Genomic DNA, 15,138 nt, shown 5'->3' with positions numbered 1-15,138 from the left:
TCGTCAGCACGCACTGGGAGGACGATCTCGGAGCCCCGTGGGCGTATCCCCTCGCGCCACTGCGATGGCAGCCCACGTGACAGCCGATCGCCGCAACCCGGCTGGACCCCGCGTGCAGCTTCAGCCGGACTTCGGAACCCGGTCCTGCCGCGACGGCGGGGGTGGGACAGCCGCTCGCCGCCGCCCGGGACATTGCCGGTGCGCGGGGAGTGTGCGGTAGCCGGTCACTACCCCGCGATACGCGTGTACCGCAGGGAAGTGACCAGTCAAGTGGCGGTGGTCAGCTCGGTCGGCCCATGCAGGGACAGCCCACCGTGACGCGGGCGTCGGCGGGGACCTCCCTCGCTGCGGCCTCGACCTCGGCGAGCATGCGCTCCCGCTCCTCGGCGGAGATGTATCGGCCGCGCACCACCACCGCCCGGATCCGCTGGGTGTTGCGGATGTCGTCGAGCGGGTTGGCGTCCAGCAGCACCAGGTTGGCCAGGTTGCCACGGCGGATCGTCCCCTCGTGGTCCTGCCGGCCGAGGAACCGGGCCGGTTCGAGGGTCGCCGCTTGGAGCGCCTGCATGGGGGTGAGACCCGCCTGCACGAGCAGCGCCAGCTCGTCGTGCAGGGCGAACCCGGGAAAGCATCCCGGCGTCGCGCTGTCGGTGCCCGCCAGCATCGGCACCCCGGCCCGGCGCATCTCGTCAACCAGCCGGAGTTGGCGGTCGAAGAGCTCCCGGTGCTGGGCAACCTCGGTGGGACCCCGGCCGGCCGCGAACAACTCGTCCAGCGCCCACCACCATTCCTCGGCCGTGGCGGCCGGCAGATATTTCAGCCGCCCGTCGGTTCGTGACACCTCGTCGGGCATGGCGATTGCCCGCATCGCGATGAGGGTCGGGACCTGCCTTGACTGGTTGGCGACGAATCCGGCGAAGACCGCAGCCGCCTTGCCGGGGTCGTAGCTCTGCGCGGCCAGCCAGTTCAACGGATGCATCTGGTTGAACCAGCTGTTGTAGTTTCCGGGCTCGATCCGGATCTCGGCGATCGCCCGGCGGATCTCCGCTTCCCGGCTGGAGGTCGAATACCAGGTCCCCCACATGTGCTCGAGGCTGCGCTGCCCGGCTCGACTGGCCTCGGTGATCGGCACGTTGTCGGGGCAGTGTCCGGCGAACGGGATCTGTAGGCGTCGAGCCTCGTCGACGACGGCGAAGTATGCCTCGGGCGACAGCCGTGAGTAGACCTTGACGAAGTCCGCACCGTCCCGCACGACCTGGCGGACCGCCGCTCGCGCCTCCGATTCGTTGGTCACCTCGATGTACGAGACGGCGTTCAGGTCCGCCCAGAGACTCGGAGCGCCGTCGATCAGAGGGCTCGCGATGATCGAGCGTGGGCCCAGCAGGCTGCCGGCCTCGACCTGATCCCGCCACCGGTGGAGATGGTCAGCTCCCGACATCTCGCGCACTGTTGTGATTCCGTTCGCGATATACAGCGGTGGAATGATCGCCTCGTGTACGTCACTGTGGACGTGCATATCGCACAGACCCGGGATCAGGAATTTTCCCGTGCCGTCGACGACCGTCGCACCACGCGGGACGCTTATATCCCGCCGCCGACCCAGCCCGATGATCCGATCCCCTTCGACGACCACGGTTTGGTCCGGCCTTGACGGCCCACCTGTGGTGTCGACAACCGTGACCCCGACGAACGCGATCACGCCTCGCCTCGCCGCACCTGCGGGCACCGATTGAGTCAGTCCTATCACTGCGCCGGCGCCTGCGGCCAACCCGGCCCGGAAGACATTCCGACGAGAGATGCTGTGCGGCACTAACTCCTCCTCTGGGTAGCTGTCATCACCGTTCCTGGTTGCAGGACATTCGCCGGCACTACGGCCGTGACGACGAAGGCGAGCCGCAGATCCATCGCCCGCCATGGATGTCGGATGCTCCGTCGAGCAGTCCGGTCATTGGATTTGGTCATGCCATTCACGCTCGTCGGGTTCGGGCGCGATGTCACTGGCCCTAAGTCCCGGACCGGAGGTAGGGCCTACCCCCCTGTGCCGCCCGCGCCCGGCGGCGAGACCAGCGCACGTCGGGCTCCACGGACGTCGGCTGTCCGATCGGCCAGGCGGACGCCGGTGTCTGGAGCGCGGCCTGCTATTGGCTTGTGCGGTCAGGCTGGTGGATCGTCTCGATAGAGATGCGCCTTCACCCCTCGGCCGCCCCAGCGTGTCGCAGTGAGTTCCGGCCGTGGTCGGGTGGGTCTGGGCACCCAGCCGTGTCGTCTGCTGTCCGGCGGGGTGCTGTCCCAGTCGGCGAACCACGGGAACGGATCGGTGGCGGGATCTGCCTCGACCTCGCAGGTCTCGCGGACCACCATGGACGGGTAGAAGCGCGTCTCCTGGGCCACTCTGCAGTCGTCGGTCCGGGAAGCGACCAGGGCACCGCACCGTTCACAGGCGACACAAGGGCTCCAGCCCACCAGGGACCAACAGCCGGTGAGCACGAGGTCGTGGACGAATCGTGTACCGCGTACGTCGCCGGGTGAGAGCACGAAGGTGCCCACAACCTGGTCACGGCCGTACGCGGCCTCGTCGATCGCGTAGCTGCCCGGGGCGAGCAGGGGAGGGTTCACCTGGTGACAGTCCAGCAGCGACCAGTGCAGTCCCGCTGGCAGCTCCACCAGCCGGACCGGAACGCTCAGAGCGTTCCCGCACGTCGCACACCGGAAGCTTTCCACCTCGGCAGTGTGGCGCACGGGCCGGGCGGAGGCATCCGAGAATATCCGGGAACCTCCGACAGACGCCCGCGCTCGGGAGCGTTGTGGTCGCGGGCTCGGGTAGATGATTCTGGGGCCGGGTGGAACCGATCGCGGCTGCCGTGCGCCTGCAGGAAGTGACAGTGCTCTCCGAACCGGCCGTTCGGGGCGACTTCGACGCGCTCTACGCGGCGCAGTTCGCCCCCATGGTGCGGCTGGCCTGCGTAACGACCGGCAGCGTACCGGCGGCGGAGGACGTCGTGCAGGAGGTGTTCCTGGCGTTGCTGCACCGTCCGGACGTCCGCGAACCGACCGCATGGCTGCGCCGCGCCGTCGTGTCCAGGTGCACCTCCTGGGTACGTCGTCGTCGGCTGGAACGCCGCCATGCCGGCCAGCCCGAGCCTGAACCGCTCGTGCCGCTGGGGCCCGACGCCATCGCCGTCCGCGCCGGCCTCGCCCGGCTGCGCCCACGGCACCGGGCCGCCATCTTTCTGCGCTACTACCTCGACCTGTCCGAGGCCGACATCGCCGACGCGCTGAACTGCCGGCCGGGCACCGTCAAGTCCCTGCTACACCGGGCCCACTCCGCACTGCGGGAGCACCTCGATGACCACTGACCACCGACTGCGCGCCGCCGTCCACGAACTCGTCGAGGCGATCCCCGTGCCCATGGCTGCGCCGCCCGTCATGCTGCCGACCCCTCGCCGGTCATGGCGGCCCGTGCTCGTGGCCGCCGCCGTCGTGGTGCTGCTGCTCGCGGCGGGGCTGGTGCGCCTGCCGGCGGCGCCGACCGCACCTGCCGCCGGTCCCGCCACGCTACCGCGCGTCTTCGCCGGCCATTCCTACCTCACCGCCACCGCCTCCGACGCGCCCGCCGGGCCCGCAATCGCCATCTACGGGTACGGGCAAGGCGACCTGCCTTTCCAGACCCCGCAGCTCATCGCCGTCGGGGCGGACGGGCGCACCTACCGCGAGATCGACATCGCCAGTAAGCGGGGTCGGCCCGTCGACGCACCTCTGCTGAAGTCACCGGCGGCACCCGCCCTGCTGTCTCCCGACGGCGGCAGGGTCGCCGTCGCGGACGCGCGTGGCCCGGTCCACGATGTGGCGATTGTGGACCTGACCACCGGCCGTACCCGTAACCACCCGGTGCCTGCCGGCTCGGCGGTACAGCTTCTCGCCTGGTCGCCGGACTCGACGCGGCTCGCGTACGCCGTCGCGCCGTATCGGGCGGACAGCCATGGCGACCCCCGGGTTGCGCTCGCCGCCGACGGCGAACTGACCCTGCTCGACCTGGCCACCGGCGTCACGTCCACCGTCGCCGGGCAGCGCGGGGTACTCGACGCGGCGTTCTCGCCCGACGGCAGAACGCTGGCCGTCCAGGTCGGCACCGAGCTGCGTCTACTTCTCGCCAGTGGCGGGAGCACGATCGTCCCGCTGCCGGACGGGCACCGGCTCGGCGGGCCAGCCGCCTGGTCACCCGACGGCCGCCGGCTCGCGCTTGTCCGGGTGGCCGCCGGCAGCCCGTCCTGGGCCACCGGGTACTGGTCGCCGGATGGATTGGCCGTCCTCGACCTGCCCACCGGGGTGTCGACGCCGCTCGACACCGACGCCACTACGATCCTCGGTTGGCGGGGCGCCGACCTGTTGGCAACCAACCGCGACACGATCGTCTCGGTGCCGCCGACCGGGTCGGCCCGGGTCCTCGCCCGGCTCCAGCCCGGCAACGACCACTGGATCGACACGGTGCAGTTGGCGACCGCCCGTACCGAGAATTTTCAAGTACGCGACGCCGGCGTCGATCGCGGCCCGTGGCCGTGGTGGCTGCGGGTGCTCACCCTCGGGCTGCTCCTCCTCGCCGGCGGCGCCGTACTCATGGCGCTGCGCCGCCGACGGGTTCGCTGAACCACGGCATTCGATGTCCCACCCACGGAATCCTGAACCCTATGGGTTGGATTTGCCGCCCACACCGACCGTCGCGGCTCGGCGAAGCGGTTGCGCACCTGCATGGGCGGCAGATCCGGCACGACGTGCCGTTTCCCAACCCGGTGCACTCATCAGGCCGTACAGCGCCGCTGTCCACGCATCCATGCGGCCCGATCGGGTCGCGGGCGGGTGACGGCGTACCGCCTGTAGCTACCGCACGTGTCGCTCGATACGGTGCGTCATCAGCCAGCGCGGACAGCAAGGCCCACCGCGCGGCAGTGCGCGCAGCCCGATCAGGCGGTCTCGTTCAACTCCTCGATCCATTGTCGGGCTGTCGCGAGGTCGTCGCCGGTCAGTCCGAGATGTGGATCGACGCGGTGCAGCAGTGCCGGCTGTGGGTGGTGTGCGCTGACCCAGAGTCGGTCGGCGTCGGTGATCTCGTCATCGAGCCAGACGAAGGGACGTCCGGCCGCCCACCGTGCCAAGGGTGCGGTCTTCCAGTGCACGCCACGCGGTGGTTCCTCGTCGGCGTCGAGAAAGTCGACCACCGGCAGCACCGGGAGGCCGAGGAGGGGCGCGACGACCTCGTTCGCCTCGGCCATCCAGGTGCTCGCCCAAGCCAACTCCCCTGGTAGGGCAAGCAGACGGCGGCCATCCTCGATGTCGAGACGATCCAACAGCGGGTTACCGGAAGGGTCGGGCGCGAGTGGCGTACCGCCGCTGGAACGGCGACTGGCGGCTGGCCGGTTTCGGAACGGGATGAGCACGCCGTCGATGTCGAGAAGGATCAGCGGTCGTGACACGCCCGAACCGTACCGCTGATCGGCGATGTCCCGACGCCGGCCGCTCAGGTGAAGTCCCCGCAGCGTGAGAACGCCGACCCGGTACACCGCGCATGCCCCTCAATCGGCACCGACAGGGTGCGGCCCGCGTGGCGGCGGCGCGTGTCGATCGGGATGCGGCATACCCGGATGATGTGCGGCCGAGGTCAGTCGGACAGGTCGACCTCCAGGACCGCGACGTCGTTACCGGCGACCAGCAGCACGGTGGTGTGCATGTCGTCCTCTCCGTCGGGCGGCCATGTCACCGGCAGGAAACCGGCACAGGCAATCCGCGCGTCGTCACCCATCCGGGCCAGGACGAGGTCGACCAGGTCGTCGACGAGAAACGTCACGAGGTGGTCGGCCGGCACGTCCGGGAACTCGTCGATGCCGCTCCACTCGCCGTCGAACAGCAACTCGTTCAGGTGCAGCCGCGCCTCGTTCTGGAGGCCGGCGCGCAGGTCGGTCGCCGAGATGGGACGGAACTCCTCCTCGTCGTACTCGTCCGCGTCCTCGCGGTTGTCCGTCCACCAGCGGGCTGCGGCGGCCAACGGGTCACCGTCGCCCTGGTCGAGCCGGCCGATCCGGCACCGGAACGTGACCGGCGTGTTGTTGTTCACCCAAAGCAGGTCGCTCAGCAACGTCAGGACGCAGGCGATCCGGGTACGCAGCGCGGCATCGGCACCGTCGGAGGCGAAGACCGGCGGCTGCCGCACCTCCGGCGCCGGGTTCAGGGAGACCCGCAGTGTGCCGCCGTAGGTGTCGCGGTGCAGCAGGTGCAGCGGCGCCGGCAGTCCCGGCCCACTCGGCCATTCGGCAGCGGTGGTCAGCCGGAGCAGGTCGGAGTACGGGCCGGCCAGCAGGTTGGCGAGGAACCCCACCAACACTTCTCCGCGCCGGTCGCGTACCGGCACCACGGCCGAGATCAGGGTGACGAGTTCCGCCGACACCTCCCCGTCGGCCCGGACCGACTCGTACGGTCGGTTGGGGCCGGGCGACACCCGACTGGTCAGCACCGTCGCACCGGTGAGGGTCGGAAGGTCACCGGCGTCCGCGATCTCCGGCAGGGGCGGCGGTTCCGGCCACTGCTGGTCCCGGCGCGACTTGGACCTCCCGGACACCAGCGTGGACGCCCAGCCGGAAGCATGGTCCGGTGACCACATCGCCAGCAGCCACACCGTCGCGACCAGTACCCACTGCTCGTTCGTCGGACGGCGGTCGCCCACCCGCTCCATCGGATCGGGCTGCCGATACCAGGCGTCGGTGTAAGCCGTGGTGAGCGCCACCGGGTCCTACTCGCTGAACTCGGTCACGGAAAACGCCCTGTCCAGTCGGCCGGCGGCCAGGTCGCCGTGGTGGATCACAAAACTTCCGTGGTAGAACTCGTCGGCCACGGAAAAGCGGGCGAGCGACATCCACTCGCTCGCCAGTCGGTGCTTTTCCTCTTCCACATGGGAATACCATTTCGCCACCGGGATGACGATCTCGCCGGCCTTCTCGCGCCCCGCGAGGGTCTGCTCGGCAACACTCGTGATCACCTCATCGTCGACATAGCCGCCGAGGTAGGCGCTGGCGAGCGCTTCGTCGGGCGGCCAGAGGTCGTACGCCAGTGCGCGGAGTTCGTCCAGGTGCGGCAGGTCGCGCTCCAGGTTACGGGCCAACCGCTGCTGGAAGGGCGACAGGTCGTCCTCGTCCTCGTCGTCCTGCGTCGTGAACCAGTCGGGCAGCTCCGCGAGGAGTGTGGCGCTGACGTCGTACTGCTTGCCGACGAACTCGGGGTTGGTGGGTTCCGCGACCACGGTATCGGCGCCGGCCGGTACGTAGACGACTTGCGCGTACCGCTGCTCCGCGCTGGCGCTGGCCAGGTGGTCGTTCTCGTGGTCCAGGAAGAACAGCAGCGAGCCGTCCGCCGGCAGGCCGGAGCCGTCGATCCTCGGCAGCGCCGCACAGTCGACGGAAAAGACGAACGGCAACTGACCGACCTGATCGGACGGCCAGTCCTCGTCCACCGGCAGCCGAGGCAGCCCACCGAACTGTCCGACCGGAACACCACCGGAGCCTCCGCTCAACCGGATCGACAGCCGGAGGTGCGTGACGAACCTGCTGATCTCGTCGTCCGGAAGGCCCTTCGCGAGCGCGGTACGACGAAGTCGCCCCTGATGATCCATGGCCCAGCATGATGCCACGAACCAACGACGACAGGGCGAACCCGGCGATCGGGTGGCCCGCCGGGTCACCGGCGCGGAATACGACCCGTCGCGAGGTTCCACCTTCCGTTGCGAGGTTCTACCTCCACCGACCCGAACGCGGCGGTTCACCCCACGCCGGGCAGGACGACCCGCTCCAGCAGCGTGACCGGTGTCCGCCACTGCTCCGGGTCGTCGTAGTTGCCGGCGGCGATCGCCACGGCGAGGTCCAGTTCGGGTACGACGACCAGGCGTTGGCCGCCGTTGCCGATCGCGCTCACCAGTCGACGCCCGCCGACGGTGTCGAGGTACCAGTGGTAGCCGTACTCGGCACCCCAGGTCGTCCGGAGGCGGGGCCGGAGCATCGTCCGGATCCAGTCGGCGGGGACGACCTGACCGCCGTTCCACGCGCCCTCACCGAGCACCAGCTCGCCGATCCTGGCCAGGTCGCGTGGCGTGAGTCGCAGGCCGGACGCGGGTGACGCCACCCCGTCCGAGCCGGCCATCCACCCAAAGTGGTCGATGTCCAGCGGTGCGAAGAGCGCCGTTCGGGCGTACTCCGGAAGGGGTTTTCCGGTGCCGTCGGCGATCAGCCGACCGAGCAGCGCCGAGGCGCCGCCGCAGTACGTCCAGCGGGTGCCGGGAGGCTCGACGGTCGGGCGCTCCAGCACGTAGCGGTACCGGTCCGGGGCCAACTCCATGGCGATCTCGTCGTTGGCCGGACTGTCGTACGGGACGTCCTCGCGCCATTCCAGGCCGAGCGACATCGTCAGTACGTGCTCGACGGTGAGCCGGGCCCGCCCGGGATCGGCCGCCAGGTCGGGGTACTCCGGGAACTGCCGCAGCAGCGGCGCGTCGGGGCCGGGAACCAGACCCTCGCCGAGGGCGATCCCGTAGACCAGCGCGGTCACGCTCTTGCTGACCGAGCGAAGGTCGTGCAGCGTCCCGGGACCGAACTCGACGACGCCCAGCGAGGTGCCCCAGCTCGCGTCCTCGCCCGTGCCGTAGTACTCCAGGATCGTCTCGCCGGCCCGGACCGCCACCGCCGCGTGCAGGCCGTCCAGCTTTCCCGCCTGGATCGTCTCGTCCAGCAGGTCACGCAACGCGGTCGCCATGAGAACTCCCCGGGTAGGGACGCTGTCCCCTCGGGGCAGCAGGTCAGGCCGTCGACCGTAGACCAAATCCCGCCATCCCGGCCAGGAGCCATCCGACCCGGACCCGGCGCCGGAGCCCACGCCTGTGCGGCGGGGGAGCCCACTGCGGTGTGGCGGGGGAGCCCATCGCTGTGCGGCAAAAGAGCCCACCGCGTGCGGCGGGGCAGGTCTGGAGCCGGCTCAGGCGCCCCGGGTGATCCGCAGGGTCAACACGTCGGTCCGGACCGTGATGTGCCCGTGGAACAGGGCCAGCCCCTCGGCGTTGTAGCCGATCTGGGTCGCGCTGACCAGTGGATGCCCGAGCGGCACCGCGAGCCGGTCGACCGCCGCCTCGTCGGCGAGTACCGCCGCGAACTCGATCTCGGCCCGGCGTACCGGCATCCCGGTGGCGCCGGCCAGGAACTCGAACATGTCGAGGTCGATGCTGACCAGGCCGGACGGGTCGAGTTCACGCTCGCCGACCCGCAGCGGCAGGTGGTCCCGGATCCAGGCCGCCGCCACGCCGTCGACGGCGAAGAGCCGGTCGACCCGCCAGACGGGCGAACCCACGTCCAGTCCGAGGATCTTGGCGCAGTCGTCCGGGCACTCGGCCCGGCTCACCGACGCGTCCTGGAGCGCCGGCCGGTGCCCGGAGGCGGTGATCCGGTCCCGCAGCGCGGTGACGTCGCCGATCGACACCGGTACCCGCTCGGCCGGCTCGCTGACGAACGTGCCCACCCCCCAGGTCCGGGTCAGTACGCCTTCGGCGGCGAGCTGCCCCAGCACCTCCCGTACGGTGGCGCGGCTGACCGCCAGCCGGTCGGCCAACTCGCGCTCGTTGGGCAGCTTGTCACCGGTCCGGAACTCGCTGCCGATCAGATCGCGCAGTTGACCCTGCGCGGTCTGAAGCGCGGTCTCGCGCCGAGCCATCAACCCTCACCTCTTCGCTCCGCCGCGCCAGCTACGGCGTACGGAGTGTAGTAGCTGGGCACCCGGCCGATCGACGTCCGCGTGGGTGCGCCGCTGCACCACCCGCCGCCGCGCACCCCGATGCCCGACCACCGCACGTCGTCACCAGACCTGTTCGAGTACCCGGATGGTGTTGCCGCCGATCACCTTGGCGATCTCGTCGTCCGAGTAGTCGTGCTTGACCAGCCAGCCGACGATGTTGCCGAACGCCTCGCCGGGATTCTCCACCCCGGAGACGTACTCGACCCGGGGGTGCGCCGGCTTGTTGCCCGAGTCGTGCCCGTAGTTGCCGGCGTACGTCTTGTGCACCCCGACGTGGTCGCCGAACATCGTGTCCGGGCCGAACGTCACGTGGTCGATCCCGACCAGGTCGACGCAGTAGGTGAAGTGGTCCATCACCGAGTCCAGCGAGTGCTCCGGATGCGCCTCGGAGAGGGTGGTGTGCGGAGCCGCCTCGATGCCGATCACCCCACCCCGCTCGGCGCAGGCCCGGATCACCTCGTCCGGCTTCATCCGCGAGGTGTTCCAGACCGAGCGCGCCCCGGCGTGGGTGACGAAGACCGGTACCCGGCTCGCCTCGATGGTGTCCAGGCAGGTCTGGTCGCCGGAGTGCGAGATGTCGATGGCGATGCCGAGCTTGTTCATCCGGTCGACCGCGCGCCGGCCGAAGTGCGTCAACCCACCGTCCCGGGCCTCCGACAGCCCACCGCCGAGCATGTTCGCCTGGCTGTACGCGATGCCGAGCTGGCGTACGCCGAAGCCGTACAGGATGTCGATCCGGTCGAGTTCGTTCTCGATCGGGCTGCTGCACTCCAGCCCGGCGACCAGGGCCAGCCGGCCGTCCCGCTTCGCCGCCCGGATGTCGTCGAGCGAGGTCGCCAGCGTGACGTAGTCCTGTTGGTAGATGTCGCTCATCCGCATCCCGAGGGCGTAGACGAGGTCGTTCCACTTCCAGCCGTTCTCGCTGGTGACGCAGGAGGCGCCGGCCATGAAGTTGTCGAAGACGGCGGTCAGGCCGGACCGGGCCAGCCCTTCGAAGCCGGTCCGCTGCCGGGCGGTCCGGTTGTAGGCACGCAGCTCGGTGACGTCCGCCGGCAGGATCACCGGGTGCTCGTGCAGGGAGATCGCGATGTGCTCGGCCAGCAGGCGGGTCACCCGCTGCCGCTGCGGGTCGGAGAGCCCGAGGTCGTGCTCGGGTACCCGACCGATCTCCGGGGCCAGCTCGAAGACCCGGTAGTCGGCGTGTGGCTCCAGGTACGAGTAGGACTTGTGGCCCTGGTACCGGGAAGCGGGTTCTTGCAGCAAGACTTTCTCCTTACGACGGGACGGGTCGCGCGAGCGGCTAGGCGGCGGCCAGCGGGTAGTGGCAGGCGACCGCGCGGTCGCCGCCGGCCAGTACGGGTTCGGTGATGGCACAGGTTTCGGTCGCCTGCCAGCAGCGGGTCCGGAACCGGCAGCCGGAGGGTGGGTCGACCGGGCTGGGCGGATCACCGGCGAGGAGGATTCGCTTCCGCTGCGCCCGGCCGACCGGTTCGGGGACCGGCACCGCCGACAGCAGCGCCTTGGTGTACGGGTGGGCCGGCGCGTCGTACAGCAGCCGTTCGGGGCCGCGCTCCACCAGCTTGCCGAGGTACATCACCGCGACCCGGTCCGAGATGTGCCGGACCACCGACAGGTCGTGGGCGATGAAGACGTACGCCACCCCGAGTTCCCGCTGGAGCCGTTCCAGCAGGTTGACGACCTGGGCCTGGACGGAGACGTCGAGCGCGGAGACCGGCTCGTCGCAGACGATCACGTCGGGTTGCAGGGCCAGCGCCCGGGCGATGCCGATCCGCTGCCGCTGCCCGCCGGAGAACTGGTGCGGATAGCGGTCCAGGTGCAGGCTGCCGTCCAACCCGACCAGGTCGAGCAGCTCCTTCACCCGGTCCAGTCGCCGTCCCCGGTCCAGCACGTCGGGATGGATCTCGAACGGCTGGAGCAGGATCTCCCGTACCGTCCGGCGCGGGTTCAGCGAGGTGTACGGGTCCTGGAGCACGATCTGGATCCGTCGGCGCAGCGCCCGCAGGTTCCGTCCCCGGGCGGCGTGCACCACGGCATCGCCGAACCGCACCTCACCGGATGTCGGCCGTTCCAGCCCGACCAGCATCCGGGCCAGGGTGCTCTTGCCACAGCCGGACTCGCCGACGATGCCGAGCGTCTCGCCCCGGCGCAGGTCGAAGGAGACCCCGTCGACGGCCTTGACCACTCCGCCGGAGGTGAACGGCAGCCGCCCCTTCACCGGAAAGTGCCGGACCAGGTCGTCGACCCGCAGCACGAGTTCGTCATCCACCGACATGCAGCAACTCCTTCCGGTGGTGGCAGGCGCTGGCGCGGCCGTCGGGCAGCGGCTCCAGCACCGGCAGCGTGGCCCGGCAGACGTCGTCGGCGCGCGGGCAGCGCAGGTGGAACGGGCAGCCGGCGGGCAGCCGGGCCGGGTTCGGCGGGGCACCGGGGATGGCGTACAGCTCCTCGTCGCGGCGGTCGATCCGGGGCATCGAGGCGAGCAGCCCCTCGGTGTACGGATGCGCCGGGCCGGCGAAGACCTGCTGCACGGTGGCCCGCTCGACGATCCGGCCGGCGTACATCACCGCCACGTCGTCGGCGACCTCGGCGACCACGCCCAGGTCGTGGGTGATCAGCAGCAGTGCCATCCCGCTGTCCCGCTGGATCTCCGCGATCAGCTCCATCACCTGCGCCTGCACGGTCACGTCCAGCGCCGTGGTCGGCTCGTCGGCGATCAGCACGTCCGGCTCCAGCGCGATCGCCAGCGCGATCATGATGCGCTGCCGCATTCCGCCGGAGAACTGGTGCGGATAGTCGCGTACCCGGTCCTTCGCGGCCGGGATGTGCACCCGGTCGACCAGCTCGACGGCCCGGCGCCGGGCGGCGGACCGGGACAGTCCCCGGCGGACCCGGAGCAGCTCGCCGAGCTGCTCGCCGACCGTGTAGACCGGGTTGAGCGCGGCCATCGCGTCCTGGAAGACCATGCCGATCTCCTCGCCGCTGACCCGGTCCCGCTGTTTCGGGGTCAGGGTCAGCAGCTCCCGGCCGCGCAGCCGGACAGAGCCGGCGACCCGGGCCGGTGGCTCGTCGAGAATTCCCATCACCGCCTGCGCGGTGACGCTCTTGCCGGAGCCGGATTCGCCGAGGATCGCCAGCGTCCGGCCGGACTCCAGCGCCAGTGACACCCCGTTGACCGCGTGCACCGAGCTGGTCGCGTCGCCACCGGACCCGGGAACGGGGAAGCTGACCCGCAGGTCCTCGACCTCCAGCAGGGCCATTACCGGATCCCGGCCGAGTCGAGGAAGTCCCGCACCGTGCGCTGGAACAGCTCCGGCTCCTCCAGTTGCGGCGAGTGCCCGGAGTGCTCGAAGACCACCAGCCGGGCGTCCGGGATCAGGTCGGCGATCACCTGTGAGGCGGCGACCGGGGTACGCCAGTCGTGCCGGCCGACGGTGACCAGGGTCGGGCAGGTGATCGAGGGAAGCTGCGGCTTCAGGTCGTAGCGCGGCATGTTCTGCCCGAAGGCGGCGTTGTGGGTCCGGTAGTGGAACCGGGTGGCGGCCAGCTTCGCGGCGTCCTTCGCCGGGTCGTGCTGGTGGTCGTAGAGCGGCAGGATCGCCTTCCAGTACTCCCGGAGCTGCTCGTTGCTCTCGAAGTGTCCGGTGCCGATCCGGTCGATCGCCCACTGCGGGATCATGGTCCGGTCGGTGTTCTTCGCCTTCTCGACCGCGAGTTCGTTGTGCCCGTTGTCGGCGGCGGTGTCCCGCAGCACCAGTGCGGCGACCCGGTCCGGATGCGCGACGGCGTATTCCAGCGAGATGAAGCCGCCGTACGAGCCGCCGGCCATCACGATCTTCTCGTAGCCGAAGTACTCCCGGATCGCGTCGACGTCGGCGACCCACTGCTCGTGGGTGAACGGCTCGTCGTCACTGGACTCGCCGGAGCCCCGGGCGTCGAAGACGATCACCCGGTACTGGTCGGCGAACGGCCCGAACGACCTCTTCGGCTCGGCGCGGGAGCCCAGCCCCGGTGCGCCGTGGTGCACGATCACGGCCGGTGCGTCCTCGGGGCCGTACGCCTCGACGACCAGCTCGGCGCCGTTGATCGTCAGCCGGCCCGCGAAACCGGGCGAACTGTCGACGGTCATCTGACCTCCTCGATGATGTTGGACGCGAGATCGCGCGGATAGCCGGTCAGCCGGCGCGGCCCGGCCTCCTCGACCAGTACGGTGTCGGAGATCCGGTAGCCGGCGTGCCCGGGTACGTAGACGCCGGGCTCGCTGGAGAGCAGCATTCCGGGCTCCAGCACGGTGTCGTCGCCGTCCTCGACCCAGGGCGCCTCGTGGTTCTGCAACCCGATGCCGTGCCCCTGCCGGTGCCGGATGTAGTCACCCAGGCCGTGCCCGCGCAGCACGTCGAGGCAGATCCGGTTCACCTCGGCGCAGGTCCGGCCGGCCCGCATCGCCTGGGTACCGACCTCCTGCGCCTCCCGGTCCGCCTCGTAGTAGCGCCGCTGCTCACGTGTCGGCTCGCCGACCACGAAGGTGCGTTCGCTCTCCACGAACCGGCTGGCCACCGCCGCGCCGAGGGAGAGGATCAGGGTGTCGCCGGGCTGGATCCGGCGCCGGGTCGGCAGGCCGTGCGGCAGCGCCGAGTTCGGGCCGGCGTAGACCAGCCCGCCGGCCAGTTTGGTGGTGTAGACGACCAGGTCGTAGTCGGCGTACATCCGGTCGGTGCCGTACCCGATGACGTGCCGGGCGATCTCGTCCTCGCGGGGGAGTTCGGTGCCCCGGCGCAGCGCCTCGGCGATCAGTTCCCGGCCGGCGCCGAGCATCTCGTCGCAGATCCGCGCCGCCGCCTCGTGGCACGGGATCTCCTCGGGAAACTTGCGCAGCCGCAGCTTCGCCACCGCGTCGGTGGTGACCAGGGTGCTGCCGCCGAGCGCCCGGGACAGCGCCCGGTACGCCCCGATCGACAACCCCGCGCCCACCCCGATCTGCTTCGCCTTCCGGCCGGCCAGCGCCGCGCCGAGGGTCTGCTCGGCGCTGACCACGCCGGGGAACTCGAAGTAGCTGACCGTCTCGACGGTGATGCCCTGCTGGGCGGCGTACTCCTCGTCGAGGCGGGGGATGACCAGCAGCGGATCGCCCTCCCGGGGCATCCAGAGATAGACCGGCCGCTCGGTGGCGATGTAGAAGAACCCGCTCAGGAACGCCACGTCGGCGGGGGAGGTGGCCAGGAACCCGTCGAGGCCGCGTACGTCGAGCGCGTCGGCCAGCCGGGCCCGGACGGACGAGTAGAAACTGTCGGGCAGACGCATGGG

14 protein-coding genes are annotated in these 15,138 nt (G+C 70.4%); 2 read left to right on the top strand and 12 right to left on the bottom strand.

What is annotated here, in order from left to right:
* Window positions 1–280: 280 nt before the first annotated feature.
* Both Pen02_RS31605 and Pen02_RS31600 read right to left on the bottom strand, forming a co-directional pair.
* A complete protein-coding gene (locus Pen02_RS31605) occupies window positions 281–1,699 on the bottom strand; it encodes an amidohydrolase family protein (RefSeq protein ID WP_203869814.1) in 1,419 nt (472 codons plus the stop codon).
* A 455-nt stretch (window positions 1,700–2,154) separates the two neighbouring features.
* Window positions 2,155–2,664, bottom strand: a complete 510-nt coding sequence (locus Pen02_RS31600) for a hypothetical protein (protein ID WP_239141624.1) — start codon at window positions 2,662–2,664, stop codon at window positions 2,155–2,157.
* Window positions 2,665–2,840: 176 nt separating this feature from the next.
* On the opposite strand from Pen02_RS31600, the gene Pen02_RS31595 reads away from it, so the two are divergent.
* Together Pen02_RS31595 and Pen02_RS31590 are read left to right on the top strand one after the other, a co-directional pair.
* Window positions 2,841–3,356: an RNA polymerase sigma factor gene (locus Pen02_RS31595; protein WP_239141622.1), complete on the top strand. Its 516-nt coding sequence runs from the start codon at window positions 2,841–2,843 to the stop codon at window positions 3,354–3,356.
* Entirely contained in the window at window positions 3,346–4,644 is a 1,299-nt protein-coding gene (locus tag Pen02_RS31590) for a hypothetical protein (protein ID WP_203869812.1), read from the top strand. The genes Pen02_RS31595 and Pen02_RS31590 overlap by 11 nt, the downstream gene beginning before the upstream one ends.
* A 314-nt stretch (window positions 4,645–4,958) precedes the next feature.
* Here Pen02_RS31590 and Pen02_RS31585 read toward each other — a convergent pair whose 3' ends face one another.
* The 10 genes from Pen02_RS31585 to Pen02_RS31540 form a co-directional block, all read right to left on the bottom strand.
* Complete coding sequence (locus Pen02_RS31585) at window positions 4,959–5,456, bottom strand: HAD domain-containing protein (RefSeq protein ID WP_203869845.1); 498 nt, start codon at window positions 5,454–5,456, stop codon at window positions 4,959–4,961.
* A 197-nt stretch (window positions 5,457–5,653) separates the two neighbouring features.
* The gene (locus Pen02_RS31580; RefSeq protein ID WP_203869811.1) at window positions 5,654–6,772 is read right to left on the bottom strand and encodes a hypothetical protein; all 1,119 of its coding nucleotides are present in this window, start codon (window positions 6,770–6,772) and stop codon (window positions 5,654–5,656) included.
* Between the two features lie 6 nt (window positions 6,773–6,778).
* On the bottom strand, window positions 6,779–7,654 hold the full coding sequence (locus Pen02_RS31575) for a DUF1963 domain-containing protein (protein ID WP_203869810.1): 876 nt from the start codon (window positions 7,652–7,654) through the stop codon (window positions 6,779–6,781).
* 146 nt (window positions 7,655–7,800) lie between these two features.
* The gene (locus Pen02_RS31570) at window positions 7,801–8,787 is read right to left on the bottom strand and encodes a serine hydrolase domain-containing protein (protein WP_203869809.1); all 987 of its coding nucleotides are present in this window, start codon (window positions 8,785–8,787) and stop codon (window positions 7,801–7,803) included.
* Window positions 8,788–9,006: 219 nt separating this feature from the next.
* Window positions 9,007–9,735, bottom strand: a complete 729-nt coding sequence (locus tag Pen02_RS31565) for a GntR family transcriptional regulator (RefSeq protein ID WP_203869808.1) — start codon at window positions 9,733–9,735, stop codon at window positions 9,007–9,009.
* 141 nt (window positions 9,736–9,876) lie between these two features.
* Window positions 9,877–11,079 carry a dipeptidase gene (locus tag Pen02_RS31560; protein WP_203869807.1) on the bottom strand — a complete coding sequence of 401 codons (1,203 nt, stop codon included), beginning with the start codon at window positions 11,077–11,079 and terminating at the stop codon, window positions 9,877–9,879.
* 37 nt (window positions 11,080–11,116) lie between these two features.
* Window positions 11,117–12,109, bottom strand: a complete 993-nt coding sequence (locus Pen02_RS31555; protein WP_203869806.1) for an ABC transporter ATP-binding protein — start codon at window positions 12,107–12,109, stop codon at window positions 11,117–11,119.
* A complete protein-coding gene (locus Pen02_RS31550) occupies window positions 12,096–13,094 on the bottom strand; it encodes an ABC transporter ATP-binding protein (protein ID WP_203869805.1) in 999 nt (332 codons plus the stop codon). The genes Pen02_RS31555 and Pen02_RS31550 overlap by 14 nt, the downstream gene beginning before the upstream one ends.
* Window positions 13,094–13,963 carry an alpha/beta fold hydrolase gene (locus Pen02_RS31545; RefSeq protein ID WP_239141618.1) on the bottom strand — a complete coding sequence of 290 codons (870 nt, stop codon included), beginning with the start codon at window positions 13,961–13,963 and terminating at the stop codon, window positions 13,094–13,096. The genes Pen02_RS31550 and Pen02_RS31545 overlap by 1 nt, the downstream gene beginning before the upstream one ends.
* A complete protein-coding gene (locus Pen02_RS31540; RefSeq protein WP_203869804.1) occupies window positions 13,960–15,135 on the bottom strand; it encodes a M24 family metallopeptidase in 1,176 nt (391 codons plus the stop codon). The genes Pen02_RS31545 and Pen02_RS31540 overlap by 4 nt, the downstream gene beginning before the upstream one ends.
* Between the last annotated feature and the right edge of the window lie 3 nt (window positions 15,136–15,138).

The sequence above is a fragment of the Plantactinospora endophytica genome (assembly GCF_016862915.1).
Taxonomy (GTDB): domain Bacteria; phylum Actinomycetota; class Actinomycetes; order Mycobacteriales; family Micromonosporaceae; genus Plantactinospora; species Plantactinospora endophytica.
Note: the sequence above shows the minus strand (reverse complement) of the source record. Positions and strands in the feature narration are given on the sequence as shown.